Annotated in this window: 12 protein-coding genes; 9 read left to right on the top strand and 3 right to left on the bottom strand. The window is 65.5% G+C overall.

Annotated elements, in window-relative coordinates; all coding sequences use genetic code 11:
• Window positions 1-249: 249 nt before the first annotated feature.
• Window positions 250-2,586 (top strand): alpha-xylosidase, encoded by a 2,337-nt coding sequence (yicI, locus tag HGI30_RS20615; protein WP_168909227.1) that lies wholly within the window; start codon window positions 250-252, stop codon window positions 2,584-2,586.
• Between the two features lie 848 nt (window positions 2,587-3,434).
• Here yicI and HGI30_RS20610 read toward each other — a convergent pair.
• Window positions 3,435-4,349 carry an IS3 family transposase gene (locus HGI30_RS20610; RefSeq protein WP_235680407.1) on the bottom strand — a complete coding sequence of 305 codons (915 nt, stop codon included), beginning with the start codon at window positions 4,347-4,349 and terminating at the stop codon, window positions 3,435-3,437.
• Window positions 4,328-4,687: a transposase gene (locus HGI30_RS20605; RefSeq protein ID WP_168906656.1), complete on the bottom strand. Its 360-nt coding sequence runs from the start codon at window positions 4,685-4,687 to the stop codon at window positions 4,328-4,330. The genes HGI30_RS20610 and HGI30_RS20605 overlap by 22 nt, the downstream gene beginning before the upstream one ends.
• 442 nt (window positions 4,688-5,129) lie before the next feature.
• Between HGI30_RS20605 and HGI30_RS23490 the strand changes: the two genes are divergently transcribed.
• From HGI30_RS23490 to HGI30_RS20570, 8 genes are all read left to right on the top strand, one after another.
• Window positions 5,130-5,252 carry a hypothetical protein gene (locus tag HGI30_RS23490; RefSeq protein WP_268957816.1) on the top strand — a complete coding sequence of 41 codons (123 nt, stop codon included), beginning with the start codon at window positions 5,130-5,132 and terminating at the stop codon, window positions 5,250-5,252.
• A 231-nt stretch (window positions 5,253-5,483) separates the two neighbouring features.
• Complete coding sequence (locus tag HGI30_RS20600) at window positions 5,484-6,374, top strand: ABC transporter permease (RefSeq protein WP_168910015.1); 891 nt, start codon at window positions 5,484-5,486, stop codon at window positions 6,372-6,374.
• A 12-nt stretch (window positions 6,375-6,386) separates the two neighbouring features.
• Window positions 6,387-7,301, top strand: a complete 915-nt coding sequence (locus tag HGI30_RS20595; protein ID WP_168909226.1) for a carbohydrate ABC transporter permease — start codon at window positions 6,387-6,389, stop codon at window positions 7,299-7,301.
• Between the two features lie 259 nt (window positions 7,302-7,560).
• Window positions 7,561-9,285 (top strand): ABC transporter substrate-binding protein, encoded by a 1,725-nt coding sequence (locus HGI30_RS20590; protein WP_168910014.1) that lies wholly within the window; start codon window positions 7,561-7,563, stop codon window positions 9,283-9,285.
• Between the two features lie 185 nt (window positions 9,286-9,470).
• Entirely contained in the window at window positions 9,471-11,264 is a 1,794-nt protein-coding gene (locus HGI30_RS20585; protein ID WP_168909225.1) for a sensor histidine kinase, read from the top strand.
• 2 nt (window positions 11,265-11,266) lie between these two features.
• On the top strand, window positions 11,267-12,823 hold the full coding sequence (locus HGI30_RS20580; protein WP_168909224.1) for a response regulator: 1,557 nt from the start codon (window positions 11,267-11,269) through the stop codon (window positions 12,821-12,823).
• A gap of 101 nt (window positions 12,824-12,924) precedes the next feature.
• Entirely contained in the window at window positions 12,925-13,785 is an 861-nt protein-coding gene (locus HGI30_RS20575; RefSeq protein ID WP_168909223.1) for an AraC family transcriptional regulator, read from the top strand.
• Between the two features lie 61 nt (window positions 13,786-13,846).
• Window positions 13,847-14,545 (top strand): SOS response-associated peptidase, encoded by a 699-nt coding sequence (locus HGI30_RS20570; protein ID WP_168909222.1) that lies wholly within the window; start codon window positions 13,847-13,849, stop codon window positions 14,543-14,545.
• A 214-nt stretch (window positions 14,546-14,759) separates the two neighbouring features.
• Here the strand turns inward: HGI30_RS20570 and HGI30_RS20565 are convergent, their stop codons facing one another.
• Window positions 14,760-15,458, bottom strand: coding sequence for a cobalamin B12-binding domain-containing protein (locus HGI30_RS20565; RefSeq protein WP_168909221.1), 699 nt, complete (start codon window positions 15,456-15,458; stop codon window positions 14,760-14,762).
• Between the last annotated feature and the right edge of the window lie 44 nt (window positions 15,459-15,502).

Here is a 15,502-nt window from a genome sequence, read left to right as displayed (position 1 = left end):
GTGAAGTTTCATCTCCTGCCAAGCCCGTGTCTCTCCTTGAATCCGCTTCTTCTGCTCCGTCCGGATCAACCATCGGCTGCCCGCCGCCTTCCAGCGAGGCCTTCTCGTTGTCCATAGCCGCGCTTCCGCTCCTCGTCGATCAGAATTGTGTTAGAAAGTTCGCGTAAATCTGCAAGATGAACCGTCCGTCCATCGGTATACTGTCAGTATAACGCTTACACTCCCGATACGGAAGGATGGTTCCTCCCCATGAAATTCACCGACGGAAACTGGCTCGTCCGCGAAGGCTTCGCCATCGACGGCGCCGTGCAGGCGCATGAGATCGTCTCCGAGGACGGCGGCCTGACCGCCTACCTCTCCACGACGCCGCTCCCCGGCCGCGGCGCGATGATCAACACGCAGCTGCTGACCGTGCGCGCCCATGCGCCGCGCGAGGGCATCATCGGCGTGAGCATCTCCCACTTCGAGGGCGGGCGGGAGCGAGGCCCGCGCTTCGAGCTGAGCCGGGCGGCAAGCCCGGACAGCTTCGCCGCGATCCGCGAGACGGACGACTACGCCGAGCTGACGAGCGGAAGCCTTTCCCTGCGCATGAGCAAAGGGCCGCAGTGGTCGATGGCCTTTTATCGGGGAGAGGAGAGGCTGACGGGCAGCGCGTTCAAGTCGATCGCCCATGTGACGGGGCCGGACGGCGAGCCGTACACCCGCGAGGAGCTGGATCTGACGGTCGGGGAGAGCGTGTACGGCCTCGGCGAGCGCTTCACCTCGTTCGTGAAGAACGGCCAGATCGTGGACATCTGGAACAAGGACGGCGGCACGAGCTCCGAGCAGGCGTACAAGAACATCCCGTTCTACCTGACGAGCCGCGGCTACGGCGTGTTCGTCGACGAGCCCGGCGCGGTGTCGCTGGAGGTCGCCTCGGAAAAGGTCAAGAAGGTGCAGTTCAGCCTCCCCGGCGAGACGCTGGACTATTATGTCGTCGACGGCCCGACGCCAAAGGAGGTGCTCGGCCGCTACACCGATCTGACCGGCAAGCCGGCGCTGCCGCCGGCGTGGTCGTTCGGCCTGTGGCTGTCGACGTCGTTCACGACAGAGTACGACGAGGCGACGGTGACTTCATTCGTGGACGGGATGGCGGAGCGCGACCTGCCGCTGTCGGTGTTCCATTTCGACTGCTTCTGGATGAAGGAATTCCACTGGACGGACTTCAAGTGGGACGAGCGCGTCTTCCCCGATCCGGCCGGCATGTTGAAGCGGCTCAAGGACAAAGGCCTGCGCGTCTGCGTCTGGATCAACCCGTACATCGGGCAGCGCTCGCGGCTGTTCCGCGAGGGCAAGGAGCGCGGCTACCTGCTGCGCAAGCCGGGCGGCGGCCTGTGGCAGACGAACCTGTGGCAGCCGGGCATGGCGCTCGTCGACTTCACCAACCCGGACGCCTGCGCGTGGTACGCGGGTTATCTGGACGAGCTGATGGACATGGGCGTCGACAGCTTCAAGACGGACTTCGGCGAGCGCATCCCGACGGATGCCGCGTACCATGACGGCTCGGACCCGCAGGGCATGCACAACTACTACACCTTCCTGTACAACAAGGTCGTGTTCGAGGCGATCGAGCGCAAGCTCGGCCAGGGCGAGGCGGCGGTGTTCGCGCGCTCCGCGACGGCCGGCGGCCAGCAGTTCCCGGTGCACTGGGGCGGGGACTGCTACGCCGACTACGAGTCGATGGCCGAAAGCCTGCGCGGCGGCCTGTCGCTCGGACTGAGCGGCTTCGGCTTCTGGAGCCACGATATCGGCGGCTTCGAGAACACGGCGCCGGCGCATGTGTTCAAGCGCTGGCTGCAGTTCGGCCTGCTGTCCACGCACAGCCGCCTGCACGGCAGCACGTCGTACCGGGTGCCTTGGGCATATGACGAGGAGTCGGTAGAGGTGACGCGGACGTTCACCCGGCTGAAAATGAAGCTTATGCCGTACCTGTACGATACGGCGGCCGAGGCGCACGAGCAGGGCGTGCCGGGCATGCGCGCCATGCTGCTGGAGTTCCCGGACGATCCGGCCGCGGAGACGCTCGACCGCCAGTATATGCTCGGCCGCTCGCTGCTCGTCGCGCCGATCTTCACCGAGAGCGGCGACGTCGCGTACTACGTGCCGGAGGGCGAGTGGACGTCGTTGCTGACGGGCGAGACGGTGCCCGGCGGCCGCTGGCGCAAGGAGCGCCACGGCTTCCTCAGCCTGCCGCTGCTCGTGCGGCCGAACACGCTGCTCGCGCTCGGCGCGGAGGACGGCCGTCCGGACTACGATCACGCCGACGGCGTCGAGCTGGCGCTGTACGCGCTGGAGGACGGCGCCTCGGCCGAGGCGGCCGTGCGCGACCTGAAGGGCGCGCCGCAGCTGACGGCGAGCGTGTCGCGCTCCGGCGGCACGCTGACGCTGCACGTATCCGGCGCAGGCAAGCCGCTGCGCCTGACGCTGCACGGCGGCCTGCCGGCGGCGGCGTCCGTCACCGGCGCGGGAGCGCGGCTCGAGGACGGAGCCGTCTGGCTGAGCGGCTGGGGCGGCGAGGCGACGGTGACGGTCGAGCTGCAGGCGTAGATTCGGGAGCAAGCGAGGCGGCGACAAGGCGGAAGCGAAGACGCAGCGGCGCCGGCGGCAGCGAAGGCGTGTGACGCAGCGGCATGCCCGCGCGATGAGCGGGCATGCCTGTCGCTGTCCCTGGCAGGATGCTGCGATGGATTCGCCTTCAGCTAGGCTTAGCCGTCCAAGGGATGCCTGGGCGGCTTTTGTTTTTGGCCTGAGTCTAGCAAGGGAACGCGCGGCGGCGACTCGGCCAAGCTGCGTGCAGCCGACGGAGCAGCATGAGCCGATGAGGAACGAAAGTGCTTTGAATAGGGGGACGGGCGTGGGACGGATGCAAGCCTGGTTGGCGGGAAGAACGTGGAGCGAGGGAGTCGAGAGTGCCCTGGTCGGAAGGTAGAGCGTGGAACGGATGAGCGAGGGAGTCGAAAGTGCCCTGGTCGGAAGGTAGAGCGTGGAGCGAGGGAGTCGAAAGTGCTCTGGTCGGAAGGTAGAGCGTGGAACGGATGAGCGAGGGAGTCGACAGTGCCTCGATTAGCGGGAGAAGCGGTAAACGAGGAAACGAGGAGGGGGCCTTGTTAGGCCATCTGAATTCAAGGCACAAAACTGCCTTGGATTAGCGGAACCGAGCTTGAAATTCAACCTTCAAGGCATAAAACTGCCTTGGATGAATGGAACCGAGCTTGAGCCTCTCAATCCAGGGCACATATCTGCCTTGGTTCAGCAAAAGGGAGCTTGAACCTCTAAAATCAAGGCACATATCTGCCTTGGATCGGCGGAACCGGTTCAGCCCCCTAATTGTGGAGACTAGACCCCTTCATCAGGGTGTCTCTCTGTATACCTTCTTTTTTGGCCTTCATGCTCGGTCAGACAGCACGCTGGAATCGGGTAAGATCCGGTTTTTGCTCGGAGACCCACGCCATGAAGTCTGCGGGGGAGCGTCGTGCCAGGCTCCCATGCATCTTGCGGTTGTTGTAAAAATCCATAAACTCCTCCACCGCATGGAAGGCTTCATCGAATGTCTCGAACTGTTCCTTGCGCAGCACCCAATGCTCCAGCGTGGCATGAAAGGACTCTATGTACGCATTCATGTTCGGCGTCTTGGGCGGGATGCGTTCGTGGACAAATCCTGCCTGCTGCGCAAGCTCTCCAAAGGCGCGGCTCACGAATTGAGGTCCATTGTCCGTACGAATAATCGGCATGGCTGCGCCTGGGGCAATTCGCTGTTCTAGCGCACGCTTCACCATGCTGCACACCGACTTGGCGCTGCAGCTGGAGCCCAGATGGTAGCCCACAATCGTACGGTCAAACACATCAATCATATCCGCAAGGAAGAAAAATTGGCCGTAGCCAGCCACGTAGCCATATTTAATATCCAGCTGCCACAGCTGGTTGGATCCGGTAATGGTATGGTTTCGCGCCAACCGCCGGGGATGCTGCACTTGCTTTTTTCGTTGGGAATGAAGCACGCCGAGCTCTTGGCAGAACCGGTACGCCTTTTTCTTGTTGATGACAAGGTTGTATTGGCTGCGCAGGCAGTCCGTCAGCATGGAATAGCCGTAGCCGTGCTCTTCGCCGGAAACAAGCTCGAGCAGCCATTCTTTGACCTGCTCGTTGCAGATTGGCTTTCCGGATCGGGTGAGGGTGAAGGAGGAGCAGGGACGCCCGACAGAGACTGGAGCTGGCCGGTCCGAATCGATCCGGCTCCGACGGCTATAGTACGTCGAGCTGGAGACACCGGAGGTGCGAAGAACAGGAGCTACCGCGTGTCCCTGCTCGATGAATGATTCGGCGACGGCAAGCCGTTCATCGAGGCAGGGCGGGTCTTTTTTACAAGTTCCTGCAGAATTTTGTTTTCCAGCTCTTTCTCGCCTAATGCCTTCAGCGCCTGATCGTATTTGGCTTCTAGCTCCGCCAGCCGCTTGGCGTCGTCGATCCGCTGGTCGATCGTCGGGAGGGCATCGTCGCCCATCTTTTCCTGGTACTCCCGCACCCAATTGCGGATGGTCTTTGGAGAAACATCATACTTCCGTGCAAGCACGCCGGTCCGGATCCCAGCCAGCGCCTCCTGAGCCACCTTGTTGCGGACTTCTTCAAAGACCTGATTCCGTTGTCTCATCGTCCTCATCACCTCTTGGATTAAGTGTACCTGATTCCCTAGGGTACTCTCCATTCCAATTAGGGGGCTTAAGAGGAACCAGGGAATGACCCTATCCATCCTGCTCATAAAGACGTTCATACAGCCCAGCCGCCGACTCGCGCTCCTTGCTGCCGACCCGGGGTCCGATCCGCCGACCTGCGGTCCAGCCGCCGACCTGCGGTCCAGCCGCCGACCTGCGGTCCGAGCCGCCGACCTGCGGTCCGAGCCGCCGACCCGGGGTCCGATCCGCCGACCTGCGGTCCCAGCCGCCGACCCGGGGTCCGAGCCGCCGACCTGCGCTCCTTGCTGCCGACCTGCGGTCCCAGCCGAGCGTCTATCCGCCTTGACGAAATCGCTTTCACAAATCTCCGATTTCTATCTGATTTTCGCCCTGATTCATCCCGTAGGAAGCGCATTCTGTATGCGTTACCATGAAGGCATGAGGTTGGCGGACAAACGGCAACCGGCCGAGCGGCGCTCCGACGGAGCGCTGTCGAATCCGCAGTCGGCTCGCCGCGGCGAAAGCGTGCAGATGCGCCCGTAAAACGCGCCGCCAGGCGACGCGCCGGCGCCCGTTGCCTGCAGGCGAGCCGCGCCCGGCATGCGTCTGCGGGCATCCGCCAGCCGAGACAGCCTCGGAAGGCGCGCCGTCAAGGCGCGTCCCCAGGCAAGGAGGTCGAGAGCAGCCTTGGAAGCATACACAGACAAGACGCCCGGCAAGCAGGCGGCTGCGGCCGTGGCCGGGCAGAGCGGACTCTCCCGCTTCTGGAGCAAGATGAAGTCGCAGAAGGTGCTCTACTTCATGTCCATTCCGTTCGTGCTATGGGTGTTCGTGTTCAGCTACCTGCCGCTGTGGGGCTGGACGATGGCGTTCCAGAACTTCAAGCCGGGCCGGACGTTCATGGAGCAGGACTGGGTCGGCTTCAAGCACTTCGTCGACCTGTTCACGGACGAGCGCTTCTACCTGGTGCTGCGCAACACGCTGGCGATGAGCTTCATGGGGCTGATCGTCGGGTTCACGGTGCCGATCCTGTTCGCGGTGCTGCTCAGCGAGCTGAGAGGAAAATACTTCAAGCGGACGGTGCAGACGATATCGTATCTGCCTCACTTCGTCTCCTGGGTCGTCGTCGCCGGCATCGTCACCAAGATGCTGTCCACCGAAGGCGGCGCGGTGAACGACCTGCTGCTCGGCCTGAACCTGATCGACGAGCCGATCCAGTTCCTCGCCAAGGGGGAGTGGTTCTGGGGCATCGTCACCGCCTCCGACCTGTGGAAGGAGCTCGGCTGGAACGCGATCATCTACCTGGCCGCTATCTCCGGCATCGACCCGGAGCTGTACGAGGCCTCGCGAGTCGACGGCGCGAACCGGCTCAAGCAGATGTGGCACATCACGCTGCCGGGCATCCGCACGACGATCTCGGTGCTGCTCATCATGAGCATCGGCCATCTCATCAGCATCGGCTTCGAGAAGCAGTTCCTGCTCGGCAACAACCTGGTCATGGACTACTCCGAGGTGCTCGACCTATACGCCCTGAACTACGGCCTCAACCTGAGCCGGTTCAGCTTCGGCACGGCCATCGGCATCTTCAACTCGGTGGTCAGCATCCTGCTCCTGTTCGCCGCCAACGGCGTGCTGAAGAAGGTCACCAAGGAAAGCATCATGTAAGGAGGGGGTTCCATGGCAAGGGCAACGGCGGGCAGCTTCAACGCCACCCGCGGCGAGAAAACGTTCGACGTCATCAATATCATCATCATGCTGGTGCTCCTCGTCGTCACGCTCTATCCGTTCCTGAACGTGCTGGCGATCTCGCTCAACAACTCCCAGGACACGGTGCGGGGAGGCATCAGCATCTTCCCGAGGCAGTTCACGTTCGAGAACTACCGTGTCATCTTCGCCTACGAGGGCCTGCTCCAGGGCTTGCAGGTATCGGTGCTGCGGACGGTCGTAGGCACGCTGCTCGGACTCGTCAGCGCCTCGATGCTGGCGTTCACGCTCAGCCGCGTGGACTTCCAGGCGCGCCGCTTCGTCTCGGTGTTCCTGGCGCTGACGATGTACTTCTCCGGCGGCCTCATCCCGGTGTACCTGCTCATGCGGGACCTGAACCTGATCGGCACGTTCTGGATCTATGTGCTGCCGGGCATGGTCGGCGCGTTCAACGTGTTCATCATCCGCTCGTTCATCGACGGGCTGCCGTACGCCTTGCAGGAGTCGGCCAAGCTCGACGGCGCGAACGACTTCACGATCTACTGGCGCATCATCCTGCCGCTCTGCAAGCCGGCGCTCGCCACGATCGCGCTGTTCCTGGCGGTCGGCCAGTGGAACGCCTGGTTCGACACCTACCTGTACAACGGCTCGAACGAGACGTGGACGACGCTGCAGTACGAGCTGATGAAGGTGCTTCAGAGCACGCAGCAGGGCGGAGCCAACATGCGGGGCAGCAACGAGGACATGTCCAAGCTGATGAATCAGGTGTCGCCGGAGTCGATCAAGATGGCGATCACGATCGTCGTCACCGTGCCGATCCTCGTCGTGTATCCGTTCCTTCAGCGGTACTTCGTCGGCGGCATGACGCTCGGCGCGGTCAAGGCCTAGCGGGGACAAGAGCCAGAAGCGCCTGTTCCGAGACGGCTTGACCCTGCGGAACGGCAGCCGCCCGGCCCGTTCCATGGGCGGCAGGCAAGGGTTCCGCTTGTACGCCCCCATCACCGGTTAGCCGGGCCGCTTCCTGCGGCCCTTCTAATACAAGCAAGTTGTATGCGCTTCATTTTTGCAAAAGCCGGATCATCGGCATGGCATCGAGCGGCAAGGTCAGGGTCATAAACGAATGGGAGGCCAAACACACATGAAGGTACTGCACAGAAGAAAGACGCGGACCGCGTCGATGCTGGTGCTGGCGGGAATGCTGGCTGTATCGGCCGGCTGCAGCGGCAACGGCAACGGCAACGGCAATGCTCCGGCTACGAACGCCGGCACGAACGCGGGAACGGATGCGGGCGGAGAGGCTACGGCCGATCCGATCACGTTCTCGTTCTTCGGCGCGGACGCCAGCCCGAACTGGAACAACATGCAGGACGAGGTCGGCAAGGCGATCACGGAAAAGACCGGCGTCACGATCAAGGCCGAATACGCGGTATCCGGCGGCGGCACGGACAAGATCGCCCTAATGGCGGCGAGCGGCCAGTACCCGGACCTGGTGTTCGCCAAGGGCGACATCAACAAGCTCGTCGACGCCGGCGCGGTGCTCGACCTGACCGACCTCATCGAGGAGCATGCGCCGAACCTCAAGAAGGTGTACGGCAAGTACATGCAGCGCCTCAAGTACAGCAAGGAAGACGAAGCGATCTACGTGCTGCCGACCAACGATTCCATCGACCAGACGTACTTCGACGCCGGCGGCGGCTTCGAGCTGCAGCAGCGCGTGCTCAAGGAGCTCGGCTACCCGCAGATCAAGACGCTCGAGGACTATGAGAACGCGATCAAGACGTACTATGCCAAGCATCCGACGACGGACGGTCAGCCGACGATCCCGCTCACGCTCGACGCCGACAACTGGCGCATCATGATTACGGTGACGAACCCGGCCTTCCTGGCGACGGGCCTGCCGGACGACGGCGAATACTACATCAACCCCGAGACGTACGAGGCTTCCTTCCATATCAAGCGTCCGGAAGAGCGCGAATACATCCGCTGGCTCAACAAGATGTTCAACGAAGGGCTGCTCGACAAGGAAGCGTTCGTGCAGAAGAGCGACCAGTACAAGGCGAAAATCGCCAGCGGCCGCGTGCTCGGCCTGATCGACCAGGAGTGGGGCTACTCGGACGCGGAGAACGCCATCAAGACGAAGGAAGACGGGGCCTACACGTACGCCCATCTTCCCGTGACGATGTCCTCCGAGTTCAAGGACGCCAGCTTCGCGCCGACGGGCTTCATGGCCGGCTACGGCATCGCCATCACCGAGAGCTGCAAGGACCCGGTGCGCGCGATCAAGTTCCTCGACTGGCTCGCCTCCGATGAGGGCCAGGTGCTCCGCAACTGGGGCATCGAGGGCCAGCATTACCAGGTGCAGGACGGCAAGCGCGTCATTCCGGCCGACATCCAGAAGCAGAAGACCGAGGACAACAGCAACTTCACGAAGAAGACGGGCATCGGACTCTACTTCGCCATGGGGCCTCACTACGGCGACGGCGTGAAGGACCCGAGCGGCAACTACTACACGACGAACTTCCCGGAGCAGATCATCGAGGGCTACACGGCGGCGGAGAAGGAGACGCTCCAGGCGTACGGCGCCTCGACCTGGATCGACCTGTTCCCGAAACCGAGCGAGTTCAAGGAGCGCCCGTACGGCGCGGCCTGGAACATCCCGGCTCCGACCGATCCGGACTACAACGTCATCTTCAAGAAGGCGGAGGACATCATCTGGAAGAAGGTTCCGGAAGCGATCCTGGCGAAGCCGGCCGACTTCGACAAGGTGTTCGACGACATGCTCGCCCAGCTGGAGAAGGTCAACCTCAAGAAGGCGGAGGAGATCTACACCCAGGCGGTCAAGGACCGCGTGGAGCAGTGGTCGGCGAAGTAACGAGTCAAGGCTCCCGCCGCGCGGCAGCGCCGCGGCACGAAGCAGGGCTTCCTGTCCCCCGAGGGGGCAGGGAGCCTTTGGCGGTTGTGCCGAGGGAACCGCTGCCTTACGATAGAGGAAAAAGCTTGCCGAAAGCGCTTGCCCCATAAGGCTCGCGAGGCAAGCGGGCAGAGAGAGGGAACCGCATGCGCGCGCTCGCATCCCGGATGAGCCGGAGCTTTCACAATCTCCGGCTCAAAAACCAGCTGTTCATCGCGTTCCTCATCGTCGTGCTCATCCCCGTGCTCATCGCGGGGCTGTTCCTGACGGCGGCCTATCGGAGCAACGTGCTCGAGCAGGCGACCCGGCAGACGACGAACAACGTAGACAAGATCGTGACGCAAATCTCGGACGTGCTCCGCGTGCCGATCGACCTGTCCGACGACTACATGATCAGCGAGTCGCTCAAGGAGGTCGCCTCCGGCCGCTACGAGACAGTGTATGAGGCGACCAAGGCGCTGTGGGACTTCACGAGCTTCACCGACGCGTCCAGCCTGTACCGCGAAGTGTCCGGCATCCGGCTGTACCACGGCAACCCGACGCTGCTGAACAACGGGGAGTTCGTGCTCGAGACGCCGGAGATCGGCCGCCAGCCCTGGCATCAAGCCGCGATGGGCAGGGACGGCATCCACTGGCGCTACGTCGCCGGAGAGTCCGTGCTGGACGGCAAGCAGCTCAGCCTGGTGCGCCGAATTCCGTTCGCGGAGTACCGCTCCAGCGGCATCCTGGTCATCGAGGTCAACCCCGCCCTCTTCAACGCGATGCTGAAGCAGGAGCCGTACGACACGATGATTGCGGATGCCGACGGGACGATCGCGGCGGCGCGCAACAGCGCCTGGGTCGGCCGCAACCTGAGGGAGCTCGACATGCCCGGGATCGCGGAGCTGGGAGCGGGCACCTATGAGCAGCAGATCGACGGCGAGGCGTACCGCGTCGTCATCGAGGACCTGATGCCCCGCTCCAGCGTGGAGGGGCTGCGGATCGTGAGCCTGTTCCAGGTCCAGAGCATCGTCGGCGAGGCCAATCGCGTCGCGCTGCTCGGTCTCGGCGTGCTCGGCGCGAGCATGGCGGTGGGCTTCGTGCTCATCTGGATCGTGTCTACGATGCTGACCCGGCGCACGCTCGTCCTCTACCGCAACATGTCGCGCATCAGCAAGGGCGACTTCAGCGTGCACTCCGACATCCAGGGCAACGACGAGATCGGGCTGCTCTCCCGCCAGTTCAACTCGATGGTGGCCAACATCCGCGAGCTGATGGCGGAGGTCGAGGACTCGCACCGCCAGCGGATCGCCATGGAGGTGCGGCAGCGGGACATCAAGCTCAAGATGATGGCGAGCCAGATCAATCCGCATTTCCTGTTCAACGCGCTGGAATCGATCCGGATGCGCATCCATATGAAGGGCGAGAAGGAGATCGCCTCGGTCGTGCGCATGCTCGGCCGACTCATCCGCAACAACATCGAGATCGGCTCCCGGCACATCCCGCTGGCCGAGGAGCTGGAGATCGTCCGGTATTACCTGGAGATCCAGAAGTTCCGCTACGGCAGCGACCGGCTCGCCTACGAGCTGGAAGCGGCCGGCGCGGCCGGCGCCACGCTCGTGCCGCCGCTGATCGTGCAGCCGCTCGTCGAGAATGCCGTCGTGCACGGCCTGGAGGGCATCGGCTCCGGCGGGCGGGTCACGGTCCGCGCCAGGCTGGCGGAGGACGGAGCGCTGGAGGTCGAGGTGGCGGACAACGGGGTCGGCATGCCGCCGGAGCGGCTCGCGCAGGTCCGGGAGGCGCTGGATGACGAGGCGGAGGACAAGGGCCATCGCATCGGCCTGCGCAACGTGCATCAGCGGCTTGCGCTCGGCTTCGGCCGGGAGAGCGGCTTGACGGTCGAGAGCCGGGAGGGGCATGGCACGCGGGTCTTTTTCCGCATTCGCGACAAGGAGGGGTAATCATGTTCAAGCTGCTGATCGTCGACGACGAGCCGGCGATTCGGGAAGGGCTGCAGACGCTTGTCGACTGGGAGCGGCACGGCTTCCGCGTGGCGGGGCTCGGGGTCGACGGTGAGGACGGCCTGCGGCAGTTCCGCGAGCTGAGGCCGGATCTGGTCGTCGTCGACATCCGCATGCCGAGGCGCAGCGGGCTGGAGCTGGTCGAGGAGATCCGCCGCTTGGACAGCGCCTGCCGCGTGCTCGTGCTGAGCGGCCATGCCGACTTCGCCTACGCGCAGCAGGCGATCCGGCTCGGCATCGAGGGCTACCTGCTGAAGCCGGTCGACGAGGAGGAGCTGGAGGCGTACGCCGAGCGCATCTCGCTGGCGCTCCGCGAAGAGCGGCGGGAGGCGCGCGGCCAGGCGGAGGAGGCGGGTCGGGAAGCGGCGCTGCTCGCGCTGCTGGACGGCGAGGACGGCGCGCTCGCCGAGGCTGCGGCCGGCTCGGCGCTCGCCGGCGGCTCCGGGCCGTGGCGGGCGCTGCTCGTCGAGCCGCCGGACGGCGGGGCGGCGAGGCTGGAGCAGCTGCGCGAGCGGCTGTCCGCCCATGCGGGGGCAGCCGGGCTCGGGCCGGTCGCGCGGCGCGCCGGAGCGGCCGTGCTGCTCGTGCCCGGAGGCGAGGCCGGGCTGCGGGCCGCGAGGCGGCTGCTGGAGGAGGCGCTGGCGGAGGAAGGCTGCACCGCCGCGCTCGGCGCGGACGCGGGAGCGGGCGAGCTGGCCCGCTCCTGCCGCGAGGCGGAGGCGCTGCTGCGGCATCGCTTCGTGCTGGAGCCGGACCTCGTCCATGAGCGGCTGCCGGAGCCGCTGGAGGCGCGGCTGGAGCCGGGCGGAGCGCGCGGACCTCTGCCCGGGCCGGAGGCGACGGCGCAGCTGGCCAAGCGGCTCGCTCAGGCGGTCGAGACCGGCAACGCGGAGCGGGTGCGCGAGACGCTGGAGGAGGCGGCGTGGAGCTTCGCCGCGGCCGACAGCTCGCGCCCGGCCGCAGCCGGAGCGATGGCGGAGCTGTGCGGGCTGACGCTGTCGGAGCTCGCCTCGTCGATCGACGGCTTCGCTCCGGCGGCGCATGCCGGGCTCGCGGCCGGCGTCTACCGTCAGGACCGTCTCGGCGGCCTGCTGGCCGAGCTGGAGCGCCAGCTCGCCGAGCTCTCCGCGGAGCTGGACGCCGGAGACAGCGGCTCCGTGCTGCGGCGCATGCTCGCGTACATGGAGCGGCATTACAGCGAGCCGCTGCGGCTGGAGATGCTGGCCGGACTGTACGGCTACAACAGCGGCTATCTCGGCAAGCTGTTCAAGAGCCACACCGGCCTCTCGTTCAACGCCTACCTCGACCAGCTGCGCATCGAGCGCGCGATCGCCATGCTCGAGGGCGGCATGAAGGTGCGCCAGGCGGCGGAGAAGGTCGGCTACGGCAACGTGGACTACTTCCATGCCAAGTTCAAGAAAGCGACCGGCATGCCGCCTTCCGCCTACAAGAAATCGGCCGGGTCCGGCTCCGGCCTGTCCGGAGCGCCGCGAATTTGATAGAATAAGGTTCGGTCCGGGAAGCCGGGCGTCCCCGAGCGGGCGCCCGGCCTTTCCCTTTAATCGGGGCGCTACGCCTCATAGGCAGGAGAGATGGTTCGATGCAGGATATGCCCGTCATGACGTTCCGCTGTCCGCCGCTGCCGTTCCTGGTGGACGCGCGGCGCCGGACGTACGGCGCGGGAGAGGAGCACCCCGGCCGGGTCGATCTGGGTTGGTTCGAGCTGCTGTACGTGCGCAAAGGCAGGCTGAGGATCCGGGAGGCGGAGCGGCTGTGGACGGCCGAGGCCGGACAGGCGCTGCTGCTGCCGCCCGGAGGCGCCCGCTGGAGCGGCGGCGCATGCGCCGAAGAGACGGAGGCCGAGCTCGTCCACTTCCAGAGTGCCGGCGAATGGGAGGAGACGGCCGCCGGTGGCGAGCCCTCGCTGCTCGGCGACCACTATACGCATGCGATCCGGCTGCCCCGGCTGATCGACGCCCGGGAGGCGGAGGAAGCGTTCGTCCGGCTGGCCGAGGCTGCGGCCGACCCGGGGCCGGACGGCTTCTGGCTGCGCCAGCTGCGCTTCGGCGAGCTGCTGCGCGCGCTGGAGGCGGCCGGCCGGCCGGCGCTGCCGGAAGCGTCCGCGCGGGCGGTGGCCGAGCAGGCGGCCGCCTATATGAAGCAGCGCTGGCTCGAGCCGGTGAGCAACGCCGAGCTGGCGGAGGCGATCGGGCTCCACGCGGTATACATCGCACGCTGCATGGTCGAGGTATACGGCTGCACGCCGCAGCAGTACGCGCAGTTCTACCGTCTCGACCAGGCCAAGCTGCTGCTGCTGTCGACCGACTGGCCGATCGCGCAGGTGGCCGAGGCGTGCGGCTTCCGGCAGCTGCCGCATTTCACGCGGCTGTTCGCCGCGCATGCCGGCATGCCGCCGCTGCGCTTCCGCAAGCGGTTCGCGCCGGAGCCCCGATCTTCATGAATATTATTCCACCTCCTGCGGATGCTAAGGGCAGCAAGCCACCATCCGGGAGGTAGACCCCATGTGCATCCGTTTTTCCCTCGCCAGCGACATCGGCGAGCTGAAGCAGCAGTTCCGCATCCAGAGGCATGAGCCGCTGGAGACGACACGCTACAACATCGCGCCCACCCGGCCGATCCCGCTCGTGCGCAACGACCGCCACGGCGTGCGCATCCTCGACGAGGGCCGGTGGGGGCTGTTCCCGTTCTGGGCGCGCGATTCGGTCAACGCCGACGCCTCCTCGCTGGAGGCCAAGCCGTTCTTCAAGCGCATGCTGGCCGGGGGGCGCTGCATCATCCCGTGCAGCGGCATGTTCGGCTGGGAGCGCCTGGAGGCGGAGGACAAGGCGGCGCGCCGCGAGGAGGGCCGCCAGCGGCAGCCGCGCGCCATGCATATCCAGGTACAGGGCCGTCCGCTGTTCGGCATGGCCGGCCTGTACGAGGAATGGCGCTCGCCGGACGGACGGCTCGAGCGGGCGGCGACGATCGTCACCGTGCCGGCTTCCGGCAGCCTCTCGCAGTGGCAGGAGCGGCTGCCCGTCGTGCTCGACGAGGAGGGCATGGACGAATGGCTGCATCCGGAGATCCGCGAATTCTCGTTCCTGCGGCGGCATCTGCAGCCGCTGGAGCCGTTCCAGCTGCGCATGTATCCGGTTAGCAATGCCGTCGACGACGAGCGCTACGAGGCGCCCGACTGCATCCAGGAGATTCGCTTGGCCTGACTCGGCTCGGCGGAACCCCTCTATCGGCCCCCAGCAAAAACAGCCTCGCGCGGGAAATCCGCGCGAGGCTGTTCGACGTTTCATCTTACGGAAGGCCTACGCTCGGCCGGCCGCAGTGCCGGAGCCGAAGCCCGGTCAGAGCCCTGAGAGCTCCTCCTCGCGCAGCGCGATCCGTCCGAGCGGCTCGCAGCCCCGTCCGGAACGGACGGCCGCGTCACCCGGTCGTCAGCCTGTCCTTCGCATAGCGGGCCCCGTACGCTTCCAAGGAGGCGGGCGTCTCGGCGAGGAAGGCGTAAAGCTCCAGGTAGTCCCGCGCGACGATCGTGCGGGGCAGGAGCGGCTGAAGGTCCAGCAGGCGGGCCAGGCGGCCGCTTACGAGGACGGCCGGGCCGGCCGGCAGCTGGCAGAACGATTCGGCGTACGTGCGCAGGGCGGGCAGCTGGTCGGACTTGGAGGCCGTCAGGCAGACGAGGTCCGGGCTCCAGCGAATAGCGCTCGCGAGCGCCTGCTCCAGCGTCAGGCTGGCGCCATACTGCCGGGTATCCCAGCCGCGCTCGCGGAACAGGGAGGCGGCCATGCGCAGGCCGTGGTCATGCTCCTCGCCCTCGACTCCGAGCAGCATCGCCCTCGGAAGCGGAGCTTTCCTGGCGCTGCGCGGCGGCTCCGGATTGGGCTGCTCGACCTTGCAGAGCAACCACTGGAAGACGCCGCAGGCCAGCTGCTCGTCCGCTGCGCTGATCCGTCCGCTCGCCCCCAAGCCGCCGATATGCGCCAGCGCCGGAGCGAACAGCTGCTGGAACAGGCTGAGCTGGTTGGCGCCGCGATCCATCCAGCTGCGGACGAGCTCCTGGGCGGCGGCATGGTTGCCGGACAGCAGCAGCTCGGAAAAGTCCTCGATGACTAATTGGCTCAAGTGGAATCCAACTCCCGTCATGGATGTTTTCCTAGTGTACACCA

The organism is Paenibacillus albicereus, assembly GCF_012676905.1.
In the GTDB taxonomy this organism is placed as follows: domain Bacteria; phylum Bacillota; class Bacilli; order Paenibacillales; family Paenibacillaceae; genus Paenibacillus_O; species Paenibacillus_O albicereus.
Note: the sequence above shows the minus strand (reverse complement) of the source record. Positions and strands in the feature narration are given on the sequence as shown.